The organism is Plantactinospora sp. B6F1 (assembly GCF_040120695.1).
GTDB lineage: Bacteria > Actinomycetota > Actinomycetes > Mycobacteriales > Micromonosporaceae > Plantactinospora.
In genome coordinates this window covers 94,967-108,294 of record NZ_JBEEAC010000009.1, presented here as the reverse complement: position 1 = coordinate 108,294, position 13,328 = coordinate 94,967, and the positions used below count along the sequence as shown (strand labels likewise).

Sequence of the window (13,328 nt, the reverse complement as noted above, 5' to 3'; positions counted from 1 at the left end):
TCGCCTGCGCGTGAGCGTCGCCCTCTCGGGTACCTTGACACCGTTCGGCTAATATCATTAGCTTATTAGCTATGACTAGTCCGAGGCTCGACGCGACGGCTGCCGCCCGCACCCGGCCCGGTGCTCTGCTGCTCGCCGCCACCGGCGCCCTGTTCATCCTCTATCCGGCCACCCGGCCCTGGGACGACGAATCCACCGTGGCCGGAGCGGTCGCGGCGATGGGTTCCACCGCGTGGGTGGCGTCGCACCTGTTCGCCATGGTCGGTTTCATCCTGCTGCCGCTCGGGCTCCTCGCGCTGCGCCGGGCGGTCGACGGCACCGCGGGGGAACGGCCGGCCACCGCCGCGCTGCTGACCGGGTGGATCGGCGCCGGACTGGTCCTGCCGTACTACGGTGCCGAGGACTTCGGCCTGCACGCCCTCGCCCGCGAGGCAGCCGACGGTCAGCGGTTCGACCTGCTCACCGCGGTCGAGACCGTACGCTTCAGCCCGGCCGCCGCCTCCACCTTCGTGATCGGACTGCTGGCCCTGGGCGTCGGCGCGGTGCTGGCCGCGGTGGCGGTCTGGCGCTCGGCGAGGCTGACCCGGCACAGCGGGATTCCGTTCGCGCTGGGGTTCGCCCTCTTCCTGCCGCAGTTCTTCACGCCCGCCGCGGTGCGGATCACCCATGGTCTGCTCATCGGGATCGGCTCGGCCTGGCTGGCCTGGGAGCTGTGGAGAGCGGACAACCGGTAGGCCGTCGACGCGACCGAAGGGCGGTGTAAGCGTGAACCGCCCTTCACCTGTACGCCAGAGGCGTTACCGGACCCGGATAACGCCTCTGGCGTACAGGTGACCGATCCGACTGGCCCGGATGCCTGCCGGCTTACTCGACCATCGCCAGCGAAGGTAGCGTGTATAACGCGGTAGCGTGCAAAGCGGTGGTACGGTGTCGCCGACAGCGGACAGAGCCGACAGCGGACAGAGCAGAGAGGCCGAGATGGCTGCCGTACTGGAGATCGAAGGTCTGCGCAAGACCTACCGGAGCAGACGCCGGGGGACCCGGCAGGCGTTGGACGGCTTCGACATGCGGGTCGAGGCGGGCCAGGTGCACGGGTTCCTCGGCCCCAACGGCTCTGGGAAGACGACCACCCTGCGTACGCTGCTCGGGTTGATCCGGCCCAACGGGGGCCGGATGGCGATCCTCGGCCAGGAGGTGCCGGCCGCGCTGCCGTCGGTCGCCGGACAGGTCGGCGCGATCGTCGAGAGCCCGCAGTTCTTTCCGCACTTCTCCGCCAGGGACACCCTCTCGCTGCTGGCCGGGGCCGGCGGCGTGCCGCAGATCCGGGTGATGGAGGTGCTTGAGCTGGTCGGGCTGCGGGAGCGGGCCAAGGACCGGGTCAAGACCTACTCGCTGGGCATGAAGCAGCGGCTCGCGGTCGCCTCCGCCCTGCTGAAGAAGCCGAAGCTGCTGATCCTGGACGAGCCGGCAAACGGCCTCGACCCGGGCGGCATCCGGGAGATGCGCAGCCTGATGCGCGACCTCGCCGCCTCCGGCATGACGGTGGTGGTCTCCAGCCACATTCTCGGCGAGGTGCAGCTGATCTGCGACTCGGTCACCATCATCTCGCTGGGGCGCCGGGTCGCCGCCGGTCCGGTCGCCGAGGTGCTGGCCGAGCACTCCGGCGGCGGGCTGCGGGTCCGGCTGGAGGCGGTGACCGACCTGCCGGCCGCCGCCGACCTGCTGCGCCGGGCGGGTGCCCGGGTCAGCCCGCACGACGACCACCTGCTGGTGTACGAGGTGGACAAACCCGCCACCGTCACCCGTACGCTCGCCGCCGCCAACCTCTACGTCAGCGAGCTGGCCCCGGTCACCGTCGACCTGGAGAGCGTCTTCCTGGAGCTGACCGCCACCGCGCCGGTGCCGGGCCAGCACCGTCAGGTGGACCAGTCCGTGGTGGTCGACGATCCGAGCTCCGCGACCGACGCCAGGGGGAACGGGGGGTGGGGGGTGTGAACCTCTACACCACGGAACTGCGCCGGCTCGCCAAGCGGCGGTTCATCCGCTACCTGACCCTGGCCGGGCTGCTCGTGCTGGTTGCGGTCGCGGTCGGGATGTTCCTCACCAACCAGAAGATCGGGCCGGCCCAGATCGCCGAGGCGGAACGTGCCGCGGAGCGGGACTACCAGCAGAGCATCGCGATGACCGAGCAGCACCGGCAGGCGTGCGAGCGGGCGAAGGGGGCCGGAAACGCCGCCGCGGAGAACTTCCCCGAGGACTGCGCGGTCATCCAGCCGCCGCCCCGGGAGGCGTTCCAGTCCGACTGGCACCTGCCGGCCAGCTTCGACTTCCGGGAGGAGTTTCCCAGGACCATCACCACGCTCACCGCCGTACTCGCGCTGGTGGCGTTCGTCGGGGGTGCCTCGTTCGTCGGCGCCGAGTGGAGCACCGGCGGAATGATGAACCTGCTGCTCTGGCGACCACAGCGGATCCGGGTACTCCTGACCAAGCTGGGCGCGCTGCTCTCCGCGCTCTTCGGGGTGGCCGTGCTGACCGGCGCGCTCTGGACGGCGGCGTTCTGGGCGACCGGCAGCCTCCGGGGCAGCACCACGGGCATGACCTCCGGGACCTGGCAGTCGATCGGCCTGACCGGGCTGCGCGGGCTCACCCTGATCCTGGTGGCCGGGGTGCTCGGCTTCGGCCTCGCCTCGCTCGGCCGGCACACCGCGCTGGCCCTCGGCGGGGTGCTCGGGGTGATGGTGGTCGGGCAGTTCGGCCTCGGGGTCGTCATGGCGATGGCCAAGGTCAAGTTCATCGAGAGCTGGCTGCTGCCGACGTACCTGCTGGCCTGGATGGACAAGAAGGTGACGTTGCAGGACTGGGATGCCTGCCAGGTGTCGTACACCGGTGACTGTCAACCCTTGACCAAGGACATCACCTGGCAGAACTCCTCGGTCCTGCTCGCCGTCGCGCTGGTGGTCGTGCTGGGCGGGGCGATCTGGTCGATGCGGCGGCGGGACATCACCTGACCTGCCACGGTCCGGGGGCCGGGTGACGGGGGTCGGGGGCGGCGGCCGGGGGGCGCCGCCCCCGGCGGTCGCCGGGGGCGGTGGCGAGGCGGAACCCGGCACCGCGTCCGGGCATGGTCCTCGGCACCGCGTCCGGGCATGGTCCTCGGCACCGCGTCCGGGCATGGTCCCCGGCACTGCGTCCGGGCCGGGTCCTCCGGGGTGACGGTCGTCGCCGCGCCGAGCGGTGCGGTCCTGGCCGGGCGTCGGTAGGCTGGTGAGTTCCAGGTCGGGCCGTGTCTACTCCCGGAGGAGCACCATGCGGAACGCCTCTGCTCCGGCCGACGACGAGGCGGACGACACCATCGGAGACGCCGACGCTGTCGGGCGCGCCGACATCACCGGACACGCCGAGGCTGCGGGGAATGAAGACGCTGTCGGGCGCGCTGGCGCTGTCGGGCCCGCCGAGGCGACCGGGCCCGCCGAGGCGACCGGGCCCGCCGAGGCGAGCAGGCCCGCCGAGGCGAGCAGGCCCGCCGAGGCCGCGCACGTCCCGCAGCCACGGTCCGCGCCCGGTGCCGAGTCGGCGGAGGCACCCGGGATTCCCGCCCCGGCGCCGCCGGCCGACCCGGCGCTCTCCGAGCGGGAGCGCGAGATCCTCGCCTTCGAACGGCGTTGGTGGAAGCATGCCGGCGCCAAGGAGCAGGCGATCCGGGACGCGTTCGACCTCTCCGCCACCCGGTATTACCAGGTCCTCAACGGACTGCTGGACAATCCCGCCGCGCTGGAGGCCGAGCCGATGCTGGTCGCCCGACTCCGCCGGCTGCGCGCGGCCCGCAGCCGCAATCGCCGCCGCTGACCGCGCTTCGCCCGGTAGCGGTCACTTCTCGTACGTGCGCAGCCCGTTGCCGAGTGCGATGAAGGTCGGCGCCCACTCGCCGATGAAGATGCCCCACCGGTCGGCCCGGTCGATCCCGGCATTCTCCATCTGCTTCGACAGCATCCAGCTCAGGAACGACAGCCCGATGCTGGCCGCCCCCGCCATGTACATGTGTTCGGCCCGCAGGCCCATCCGGTGCAGGTGTTCCAACATTCTGCCGCCCCCTCACGTCGAACCCACCACCGACGCTACCGTCGGTAATCGCCGCTGGTTGGCGAGTTGCTTGGATGCGTTCCGGTGCCGGGACCGCGAGCGGGTTCCCTGACCCGCCCCGGCCGTGCTTGCTCCGGTCGGCCGAGTTCGCCGAGGGCACCGGCATCGGCAAGCGGCGGCCCGCTACCGGCACCGGAACCGCTCGGCGACGGCGTCGATTCCGGCTGGACCGGCTGACGATTCGCGGTAGACATGGTGAGGAACCGCCGTGGAAGCGCTGGGGGAGCCGCCGATGACACCGCTTGGTCGAAAGCAGCCGGAGCCGCACCGATGATGCGCGTCCGATCCGCCTCGGCACCCGCCCCGGGGCGGCCGGAAAACGAGGACCACGTCTTCCGGTACGGGAACCTGGTCGGCGTACTCGACGGGGCGACGGTGCCGGAGGGCTTCGACACCGGCTGCGTACACGGACCGGCCTGGTACGTCCGACGGCTCGCGGCGCGGCTCGGGCTGGCCGCCGCGGACCGGCCCGCCGCCGCGCTGACCGGGAACCTCGCCGCCGCGATCCTGGCGGTACGCGCCGACCACGAGGGCGCCTGCGACCTCGACCATCCCGGCACCCCGTCGGCGACCGTCTGCCTGCTGCGGCACGGCGGCGATCACGTCGACTACCTGGTGCTCTGTGACAGCCCACTGGTGCTCGACCTCGGCGCGCGGGTCCAGGTGATCTCCGACGAGCGGCTCCGGACGGCAATGGCCGACCTGCGGCAGAAGGCGAATCTGGCCCGGGTCGGCGGCGAGGCGGACCGGGCGACCCGGTTCCGCCGGGCGGTGGCGTTGCAGCGGGAGCAGATGAACCAATCGCACGGTTACTGGGTGGCTGCCGCCAACCCGGACGCGGCGTACCACGCGGTCGCCGGCAGCCTGTCGTTGCGCGGCCCGGAACGGGTCCGCCGGGCCGCGCTGCTCACCGACGGCGCCTCGGTCGCGGTCGAGCAGTTCGGGCTCTTCGACTGGCGTGGGCTACTCGACCTGCTCAGTGCGGCCGGGCCGGGCGAGCTGATCCGCCGGGTCCGGCTGGTCGAGGCCGGCGACGGCCAGCGTCGCAGCGGCTTCAAGCGGCACGACGACGCGACCGCCGTGCTCTGCGAGTTCGAGGACTGAGCGCCGGCCCGGCAGGGGCACCGGCTCGGCAGGGGCACCGGCTCGGCGTCGCGCTGGCCCCGGGCGGTCCGGGTCCGGCGGCGGGTGCCGGGTGGAAACCGGGTGGCGGTGAGTCTCGGGTACGGCGACGATCGGCGTCGTGTCGATTCCGCAGCGGCAGGTCCGGGCCGGCTTCACCGACGAGACGATCACGGTCTACCAGGCGTACCCGCCGTCGATCGCCGAGCCGGCGCTGGTCGCCGGCCGGTTCGTGGCCCCGTTCAAGCGGGAGCGGATGACCTGGGTCAAGCCGTCCTTCCGGTGGATGATGTACCGCTGCGGCTGGGCGGAGAAGCCCGGTCAGGAGCGGGTACTCGCGGTCGAGATCACCCGGGAGGGCTTCGAGTGGGCGCTGGGCCGCGCCTGCCTGAGCCACCACGACCCGGACCGGTACCCGAGCCGGGCGGACTGGGCCGCGCTCCTGAGGACGAGCCCGGTACGCGTGCAGTGGGATCCGGAGCGCTCCCTGGAGCTGGCACCGCTGCCGCACCGGTCCCTCCAGGTGGGGTTGACCGGCCCGGCCGTTGTCCGGTATGTCGACGAGTGGATCGTCGGCCTGCGCGACGTCACCGACACCGCGCGGGCGATCCGGACCCGCCTGCGGGCCGGTGATCGGGACGGGGCAGCCGCGCTTCTCCCGACCGAGCGCCCGTACCCGCTGCCGGCGGTGGTGGCGGCGGTGATCGGCGCGTCCTGACGGGTCGTCCCCGATCGTCCGCCGACCCCCGCTTTCGGCCTTGATGGCCGGATTAATCGGGGTCGGCCGGCCGGTGTCGGGGGCGGCACGACCAGCCAGTCGGTGAGGGGGTCACCCGGTCGGGTCGGGATGGCCCGAACGGCGCGGGTCTGGTAAACCGGTGGACGCGGCGGCGAGGCGGCGAGAAGCATCTAGATCGTGACCCGTGAGATCCGGCTGACGCCGGTAGACGAGCAGAATCTCGAACCGCTGCTGTCGGTGGCGGTGGCCGAGACCGAGCCGGACGAGGTGATGCCGCCGGTCGAGGCGCCCGCCGGCTGGTCGCAGGCCCGGCGAGAGGCGTTCCGGGAGTTCCACCGGGCCAACTTCGGTGGCCTGGACGGGCCGACCGGCAACCTCATGTACGCGATCGTCCAGGACGGCGACGTGGTGGGGATGGCCCGGCTGGCTCGGCACGCCGAGCCGGGCACGCTGGAGACCGGGATGTGGCTCGGTAAGTCCACCCGGGGGCAGGGGGTCGGACTGATCGCACTGCGGCTGTTGCTCGCCGAGGCGATCGAGGCCGGCGCCCGACGGGTGGTGGCCGAGACCCAACCGGACAACGTGCCGGCGGTGAACCTGTTGACGCGGTGCGGCGCGGTGCTCTGCGGTGACGGCACGGCGGTCCGGGCGGAGATCCGGCTCGGTGTCAACGAGGACGTGGCCGGCGCCTGGTGAGCCGGGTGTCCGCCGGTCAGTCGAGCAGCAGCGTGTAGCCCAGGGTGAGCACGATCAGGGTCGCCGGGATCGCCAGCACGTGCAGGGTGACGACGGTACGCCAGAATCCCGGCACCTCGTCGTGGTACCGCACCACGACCATGTCCAGCGGTCGTACGTCGGGTGCGTCCGCGCCGTCGAGGAGCCGGCGGGCGACCGCCGCGTGCAGCCGCCGGAAGAGGCGTTCCTGGCGCAGATAGTAGGCGTCCAGTCCCCAGAAGATCACTGCGGGTGCCAACGCCACCACCGCCAGCAGGCGAAGGTTCTGCCCCTGGGTGCCGAGCACGGTGAAGACGATGGACACCAGCGTGACCGACCAGCCGCGGATGACGAACGAATGCTGGGACATCCGGGCGACCGCCGCCTGCACGTCGGCGAGGTGGCGTAGCCGGAGTTCGTCCTCGTGCGCCAAGTGCGCCTCCTGGAAGATGCCGGCACGCCCACCTGGCGCACCGGTCGGGGTGTCACCACAGTAGCGGAGATCCACAAGGCTGATGTGAACGCACATTGCGTTTGGGGACTGCGACATTTGTGGTCGCCGGTTAGTGTTGTCCACGTCCTTTCCGGCCGGACAATGGAAACGCGGTGGTGGCCATGGTGAGCGAGGTACCCGGTCCGATAACGTTTGCCGGAGAACTCCGCCGGCGGCGAACCGGAGAGGGAGTCAGCCTCACGAAGTTGGCCGGACGGATCAACTACAGCAAGAGCCACCTGAGCAAGATTGAATCCGGCGCCAAGCGGCCGAGTGTGGACCTGGCGCGCCGATGCGATCAGGAACTGAATGCCGGTGGGTCCCTCGCCCGTTTGGTCGACGCACCGTCGTGCGATCCGCCGCCGGAGACAGCGACTCCGAGCGAGGTCTGGGTGATGCGGATGAACGCGGACGGCAGTGGCGAATTCAGAGCTTTCGACCGGCGTACGGTGTTGACCGCAGCCGCCTCGATGATGAGTTGGGCAATTATCCCGACAGGGGGGCGACCGGAGGCGGCGGAGTTCGCCCTGCCGACCTTCCGTAGCTGGCTCGACCAGATGCGCCTGCTCGGCCAGGGGGTGGATCCGTCGACCATGATCCATATGTTGGTCGGGGCCACCAACAGCGTTCGTACGCTCGCCGCCGAAGCCCGGGGCGAGACCCGGACGTCCACGTTGCGCCTGGCGGCCAGATTCGCGGAGTACACCGGCTGGATGGCGCAGGAGCAGGGCGACGAAGCTGCGTCGTGGTGGTGGACCCAGCGCGCCGTGGAACTCGCCGTGACCGGTGGAGACCACGAACTACCCGCCTACGCCCTGGTCCGCCGGGCGGAACTGGCGCTCTACCGGGACGACTCCCGCTCGGTGGTGGCGCTCGCCGAGCAGGCGGAGCAGCGGGCGTCCAGCAGTCGGGTCGCGGCTTTCGCCGCCCAGCGTGCTGCGCAGGGGTACGCCCTGGCCGGTGACGAGCGGGCCTGTCGCCGGGCGCTCGACCGGGCGGTGACGCTGGTGACCGACGCCACGGGCGAGACGAGTGCCGAACCGGTGCTGGGCAGTATCACCATGCGGGACCCGGTCGCCTTCGCGACCGGGTGGTGCCTGTTCGACCTCGGCCGACCGGCGGAGTCCGCCGAAATCCTCGGCGCCGAACTCGACCGGCTGCCCGCCACCATGCACCGGACCCGCTCCCGGTACGGCGCCCGCCTCGCGCTCGCGCTCGCCAGCAGCGGGGAGTTGGAGCGGGCCTGCGAGGTCGTCCGATCGGTGCTCGACCAGGCGTCGACTGTCGACTCGGCGACAGTGCGGCACGACCTGCGGCACCTCAGCCGAACGTTGCGTCGCTGGCGTACCGAAAAGGTGGTCCGGGAGGTCATGCCGCTTCTCTTGGACGTCCTTCGTAGCGACAGTAAGCCACCTTCAGACTACCTGCTGTAATACGTCGGAATTGGTGCCCACTGGCCGACCAGTTTGTGGGCGGCCCGTCCCGGCCACGCCGACTACCGCTCGTTTGCTGTTGTCCGACCGCATGGGCGAGGACAACATATTGCCAGTCCCTTGCCGCACTGACAGTCTGAACTGTGGCGGAAGGCGCCGGTCCGCTAATCGTGCATGACGGCGCGCAGTCGCAATTCATCCCTCGGCAATAGGCACGACGTACCCGACCGCTTCGGCCGGAAGGCGACCCGATGACCGGGATTTTCATCAACTATCGAACCGGTGATGAGACATTCGCTGCACCAGTGATCGACGAGCGGCTGCGGAGGGAATTCGGTGACGATCGCGTCTTCCGGGATTCTCGTTCGCTCGAACCGGGCCTCGACTTTCCGCCCGAGATCTGGTACCACCTGAAGCGCAGCGTCGTGTTGCTCGCGCTTATCGGTCCCCGCTGGCTCCAACTGACCGACGACTCCGGCAATCGCCGGATCGACGATCCGAAGGACTACGTTCGCCGGGAGATCCGACGGGCGCTCAAGCGGGACATCCGGGTCATCCCCGTGCTGCTGGACGGGGGGCGGATGCCGACCGAGGAGGAACTGCCCGCCGATATCAGGCGGCTGGCCCGCCGGCAGTTCCTGCCGTTGCACACCCGCAACCTGCTGGTCGACCTCCAACGACTGGTCGACGAACTGGCCAGGATCGTGCCGCGCGCCGGTTCGGGCTCGGGAAACGGATCCGCCCCCGCATCCGTCGCCACCCCGGAGACGAGCCAGGGCGTTCCGGCGCCACCGCCCGGTGGCCGGTACAGCGCCGTACGCATCACCGGCGACGGTCAGGTCTTCAACGGCCCGATCACCGGCGGTGACAGCCATGCCTGAGAAGGCCGACCGTTTCGCGAGACCTCCACAGACCGCCCCGGACGTCTCCGGCAAGGCGTCCGGGGCGCCGGCCCGGGACAGTCCGTCGCCCGGCCCTCCCGCCGCCGGCCCGGCCGACGGATCCGGACCGGACGCGAGGTCCTCCGGCGACACGGCCGACGGGTTCGCCGCGAGCCTCGGCGGTGCCAGGTCGGCCGCGCGGTCGCCGGGCGACGGGGCTGGCGACGAGGAGCGGACCTGGCAGCAGCAGGAGATCCGGAAAACTCTGGCGGCGGCGCTCAACTCCTTCGGAAGCCGCTCCTCCGGCGTCATCGTGGTCGGCGACGGGCACACCTTCAGCGGCCCGGTCACCGGCGGGGACAGCCGGTCCGGCGCGGACCGGTCCAGGGCCGTACTCAGCACCTTCACCGCCGGCTTCGTCGCCGGCACCGCCCGGGTGTACGTCCTGCCGGACGGGTTCGACGACCTCGCTGACGCCCTGGACAGCAGCCCGGTACTGCTGATCAGGGCGCGGCGGCGCTGGGGCAGCACCACGACTGCCGTCCGGCTGCTCTCCGACATGGAGACCGTGCACGAGCTGCGGTTCGCCGACGCGCTCTCCGCGCTGCCGATCGAGGACCTGCCCGAGGGGTGCGGCTTCGTCATCGAACGACTGACCACGCACCAGCTCGGCACCCTACATGCCCGCGAACTGCCGATGCTGGAGGAGCGGCTGACCCGGCGCCGCGGCAAGCTCGTGGTGATCGTCGACGACTCGGCGCGCACCCCTGACCACGCGGTCGACCGGCTGGCCCGGAAGATCGCCGCACCGCCTGCGGCACTGGAGCTGGTCACCAGCCACCTGGCGGAGCTGCTTGGCTCGGACAACGAGGCAGAGCGGTTGCTGGCGGAGGAGCATGTCGGTACCCGGCTGGCCGACATCGCGCCGGAGTCGTTCGACGCGCCGCAGCTCGTGGAACTGGCGAAGGACCTCGCGGAGGCGGCCGGCGGTACGGGCACGGTGGCGGAGGCCATGGCGCGGTTCGAGGACCGTTCCCGCCGGGACGTCGAGGACTGGTACGACGAACTCGCCACGTTCGACGAGCGTGCGCTGGTCGTCGCGATCGCCGTACTGGACCGGATGTCCTTCGACGCGGTCTCCCGGGCCGCCACGCTGCTCGAACAGGCGTGGCGGGAGGACGAGGCCGGCAACGGACCGGCACCGCCACGGTCGCGGCAGACCCGGCGCAGCCGGCTCCAGACGGCCCGGGCCCGGATCGGCGACGAGGTACGGCGCACCCGGTACGGCTGGGCGGAGCTGGAGGTCGTCTCGTTCGTCGACCCGAGCTACCCGCGCCGGCTGCTCCACCACCTCTGGCACGAGCACTACTACGACCGGAGGCTGTTGCTGGACTGGCTGAGGAGCATCGCCGACGACGTGGAGGGCGCGGTCGGGATCCGCGCGGCGACCGCGATCGGCTACCTGAGCCAGTTCGCCTTCGACACCATCCGCCGGGACATCGTGACGCCGTGGGCCGGCAGCGGCCGGGGGAACGAGCGGGAATGGGCGGTTGCCGCCCTCGCGTTGCCGGCCCGGGAGCCGGCGACGGCCAGCCGGGTCATCCGGCTCGTCCTGGACTGGGCGGACCGGGACAGTCTCGCGCTGCGGCTGACGGCAGCCCGGGCGCTGGGCGCGAGCGTCGGCGCCGTACTCGACGGCGGCCCCGACGAGCATCTCGCCGAGTTGGCGGAGGGCGCCGAGACGGCCGTCCAGCTCGCCATCGGGGACAGCATCGCGGAGCTGATGGCCGAGGCGACGCTCGACCGGCAGACCGAACTGCTCCGGCTGCTCGACGCGTGGTCGGTGGAGCGTCGCTCGGGCCGCCTCTACGCGGGTGTGGTGGGGTTTCTCGAGGTCGCGGCCACGCTCTGGACCAACCAGAGGACCCCGGACGGCGACGTGGCCTGGCCGACCCTGCTCTGGCTGGCCAGCGACGGTGGGCAACCGGTGACATCTTCGGACGATGCCGTCCCGCTGGCCGAGGGCTGGTCCGAGGCGGGCCGGATCGTCGCCCGGCTCTGGGGGCGGGCTCTGGTCGCCCCCGGTGTCGACACTGCCGTTCACAACGTACTGCGCAGGTGGGCCCAGGCGGCCGAGGAAGCCCCGGTGCTTCGTCCAGTCCTGGTGGGCCTGCTGATGGAGGCCGCGGGCACCGACCGGCAGCGGCGACTGCTGACCGCGCACGCCAACCGGTGGCGCGATCCCCAGCCGTTGGCGCCGGACCTGGCGGCCAGATTGCTGAACCTACTGAGCCGAAGGGTTGGTGTGTGGTGATTCGTGGCCCCGTCCTCGAACGAAAGGAACTCCGCCGTCTGCCGTTCCAACGGCGGCCGATCGCCGAGCCGGGTACCCGGCTCGTGTTCCAGATGTCCAGCGGTCAACTGGTGGCGCCGGCCCATCCCTACACCACCGGGGACGTGTGGTGGCGCGGGCCGCGAGCGGTCTACGTGATCTACACGTCGCCACAGCCGGCGTACTTCACCTGCACGCTTCCGTGCGCCGGTGACACGCTCTTCTTCGACGCGGCGGTGCGGTTCTCGTTCGCCGTCTCCGATCCGGTGAGTGTGGTCCGCGAGCAGGTCTCAGACCCGATCGCCGACTGCCGGCGGTACCTGATGGATCCGCTGCGCGCCGTCACCCGCAAGTTCACCGCCATGCAGCCCGAGGCGGCCGAACGGGCGATCAGGTCGATGTTGGCGGAGGCACCGACCGACCTCGCGAACGGGTTGCGCATCACCGACCTGCGCGTCGAGCTGACCATCAACGCCGAGCAGGGGCAGCTTGCCAAGGATCTGGAGATCCAGACATTGCGGCAGCAGCTCGCGATGCGTACCGAGACGGACCGTATCGTCCTGACCAAGCTGAACCAGGACGCCGAACTGGCCCGGCACCAGGAGCGGGCGGCGTTCCACGAGCGGCTGCTCTCCGGTGGCGGCGCGGCGCTCGCCGGCAGCATCGTGGCCCAGGATCCGACGAAGGCGACCGAGGCCGCCAAATTCATGATGTCGCTCTATGACCAGGATCAGAAGCTGGCCGTGGAGGCACTCAAGGTGATCATGGACGGGGACCAGATCCGGCTCGGTGAGATGGACAGCGCCGTGCAGGCGGTGGTCGAACGCTTCAAGGGGATGATTTCGCAGGGCGGCGGCCAGTCGATGTCGAACCGGATCGCCGGCGAGCTGTCCAGCGCGCCGGAGCGGAACGACGGGGCCGCGCCGCCGGCGAGCGGCGACGGGGAGGAACCGTGAGCGGGTCCCGAGGGTTTCCGATGGGCGCCCTCGACGGGCTGGCGGGATGGATCCGGGACGTTCCGGTACTTCCCGGAGCGGCCCGCGGAGTGCTCTGGCTCCCCCTGCTCGTCGTGCTGGTGATCGGCGGCCTGCTACTGCTGGTGCGCCGGGTACTGCCCTGGCTGGGACGGCTCGTCGGACGCGCGCTCGGTGTCCTGACCGTCGCGGTCGGCGCCGTTCTGCTCCTGCCGGACCTGCTGGTCTCCTACCTCTACCGACGTACCGGCGGCTCGCCCCCGGGAGCGGCCTACGGCTACGGCGACCTGGTGGGGGAGTTGGCGATCGGGCTGACCCGGCTGTCCGGACTGGCCGCACCGGCCTTCGCCCGCGCGGCCCGGATGCACGCCTTCTTCGTGATCCTGCTCGGTGTGCTGTGGCTCTGGTCCTGGAACAACGGCTACTGCCCCGACGAGCAGGCGTCGAACGGCTGTGTACGCCCGGTCGCCGACTGGCTGCGGACGTTCGAGTCCTGACGG

14 protein-coding genes are annotated in these 13,328 nt (G+C 71.2%); 12 read left to right on the top strand and 2 right to left on the bottom strand.

From position 1 onward, the window contains the following. Positions 1-71: 71 nt before the first annotated feature. The 4 genes from ABNF97_RS14715 (at position 72) to ABNF97_RS14700 (ending at position 3,846) form a co-directional block, all read left to right on the top strand. Positions 72-734 carry a hypothetical protein gene (locus tag ABNF97_RS14715; protein WP_349338869.1) on the top strand — a complete coding sequence of 221 codons (663 nt, stop codon included), beginning with the start codon at positions 72-74 and terminating at the stop codon, positions 732-734. A gap of 244 nt (positions 735-978) precedes the next feature. Then, positions 979-1,995, top strand: a complete 1,017-nt coding sequence (locus tag ABNF97_RS14710) for an ATP-binding cassette domain-containing protein (RefSeq protein ID WP_349338868.1) — start codon at positions 979-981, stop codon at positions 1,993-1,995. Further along, positions 1,992-3,008, top strand: coding sequence for an ABC transporter permease subunit (locus ABNF97_RS14705; protein ID WP_130465301.1), 1,017 nt, complete (start codon positions 1,992-1,994; stop codon positions 3,006-3,008). Before ABNF97_RS14710 ends, ABNF97_RS14705 begins: the two co-directional genes overlap by 4 nt. A gap of 298 nt (positions 3,009-3,306) precedes the next feature. Further along, positions 3,307-3,846 (top strand): DUF3263 domain-containing protein, encoded by a 540-nt coding sequence (locus ABNF97_RS14700; RefSeq protein ID WP_349338867.1) that lies wholly within the window; start codon positions 3,307-3,309, stop codon positions 3,844-3,846. A gap of 21 nt (positions 3,847-3,867) precedes the next feature. Here ABNF97_RS14700 and ABNF97_RS14695 read toward each other — a convergent pair whose 3' ends face one another. Further along, positions 3,868-4,080 (bottom strand): hypothetical protein, encoded by a 213-nt coding sequence (locus ABNF97_RS14695; protein ID WP_101369286.1) that lies wholly within the window; start codon positions 4,078-4,080, stop codon positions 3,868-3,870. 330 nt (positions 4,081-4,410) lie between these two features. Here ABNF97_RS14695 and ABNF97_RS14690 point away from each other — a divergent pair, with 330 nt between their 5' ends. The 3 genes from ABNF97_RS14690 (at position 4,411) to ABNF97_RS14680 (ending at position 6,697) form a co-directional block, all read left to right on the top strand. After that, a complete protein-coding gene (locus ABNF97_RS14690) occupies positions 4,411-5,244 on the top strand; it encodes a hypothetical protein (protein ID WP_349338866.1) in 834 nt (277 codons plus the stop codon). Positions 5,245-5,383: 139 nt separating this feature from the next. After that, entirely contained in the window at positions 5,384-5,980 is a 597-nt protein-coding gene (locus ABNF97_RS14685; protein ID WP_130465299.1) for a DUF4291 family protein, read from the top strand. 198 nt (positions 5,981-6,178) lie between these two features. Then, complete coding sequence (locus ABNF97_RS14680) at positions 6,179-6,697, top strand: GNAT family N-acetyltransferase (protein ID WP_130465298.1); 519 nt, start codon at positions 6,179-6,181, stop codon at positions 6,695-6,697. A 16-nt stretch (positions 6,698-6,713) separates the two neighbouring features. Here the strand turns inward: ABNF97_RS14680 and ABNF97_RS14675 are convergent, their stop codons facing one another. After that, positions 6,714-7,148 carry a hypothetical protein gene (locus ABNF97_RS14675; RefSeq protein ID WP_349338865.1) on the bottom strand — a complete coding sequence of 145 codons (435 nt, stop codon included), beginning with the start codon at positions 7,146-7,148 and terminating at the stop codon, positions 6,714-6,716. A gap of 182 nt (positions 7,149-7,330) precedes the next feature. On the opposite strand from ABNF97_RS14675, the gene ABNF97_RS14670 reads away from it, so the two are divergent. From ABNF97_RS14670 to ABNF97_RS14650, 5 genes are all read left to right on the top strand, one after another. Continuing rightward, positions 7,331-8,641: a helix-turn-helix domain-containing protein gene (locus tag ABNF97_RS14670; protein ID WP_502930485.1), complete on the top strand. Its 1,311-nt coding sequence runs from the start codon at positions 7,331-7,333 to the stop codon at positions 8,639-8,641. 251 nt (positions 8,642-8,892) lie between these two features. Further along, a complete protein-coding gene (locus ABNF97_RS14665; RefSeq protein ID WP_349338863.1) occupies positions 8,893-9,522 on the top strand; it encodes a toll/interleukin-1 receptor domain-containing protein in 630 nt (209 codons plus the stop codon). Further along, entirely contained in the window at positions 9,515-11,836 is a 2,322-nt protein-coding gene (locus ABNF97_RS14660; protein ID WP_349338862.1) for an ATP-binding protein, read from the top strand. The genes ABNF97_RS14665 and ABNF97_RS14660 overlap by 8 nt, the downstream gene beginning before the upstream one ends. Then, positions 11,833-12,810: a hypothetical protein gene (locus tag ABNF97_RS14655; RefSeq protein WP_130465294.1), complete on the top strand. Its 978-nt coding sequence runs from the start codon at positions 11,833-11,835 to the stop codon at positions 12,808-12,810. The genes ABNF97_RS14660 and ABNF97_RS14655 overlap by 4 nt, the downstream gene beginning before the upstream one ends. Further along, the gene (locus ABNF97_RS14650) at positions 12,807-13,325 is read left to right on the top strand and encodes a hypothetical protein (protein ID WP_130465293.1); all 519 of its coding nucleotides are present in this window, start codon (positions 12,807-12,809) and stop codon (positions 13,323-13,325) included. Before ABNF97_RS14655 ends, ABNF97_RS14650 begins: the two co-directional genes overlap by 4 nt. Positions 13,326-13,328: the final 3 nt, after the last annotated feature.

Excerpts from the sequence above, each read along its gene's own strand:
- ABNF97_RS14715 (WP_349338869.1), top strand. The coding sequence starts at position 72 with ATGACTAGTCCGAGGCTCGACGCGACGGCTGCCGCCCGCACCCGGCCC.
- ABNF97_RS14710 (WP_349338868.1), top strand. The coding sequence starts at position 979 with ATGGCTGCCGTACTGGAGATCGAAGGTCTGCGCAAGACCTACCGGAGC.
- ABNF97_RS14700 (WP_349338867.1), top strand. The coding sequence starts at position 3,307 with ATGCGGAACGCCTCTGCTCCGGCCGACGACGAGGCGGACGACACCATC.
- ABNF97_RS14695 (WP_101369286.1), bottom strand. The coding sequence starts at position 4,080 with ATGTTGGAACACCTGCACCGGATGGGCCTGCGGGCCGAACACATGTAC.
- ABNF97_RS14690 (WP_349338866.1), top strand. The coding sequence starts at position 4,411 with ATGATGCGCGTCCGATCCGCCTCGGCACCCGCCCCGGGGCGGCCGGAA.
- ABNF97_RS14670 (WP_502930485.1), top strand. The coding sequence starts at position 7,331 with ATGGTGAGCGAGGTACCCGGTCCGATAACGTTTGCCGGAGAACTCCGC.
- ABNF97_RS14665 (WP_349338863.1), top strand. The coding sequence starts at position 8,893 with ATGACCGGGATTTTCATCAACTATCGAACCGGTGATGAGACATTCGCT.
- ABNF97_RS14660 (WP_349338862.1), top strand. The coding sequence starts at position 9,515 with ATGCCTGAGAAGGCCGACCGTTTCGCGAGACCTCCACAGACCGCCCCG.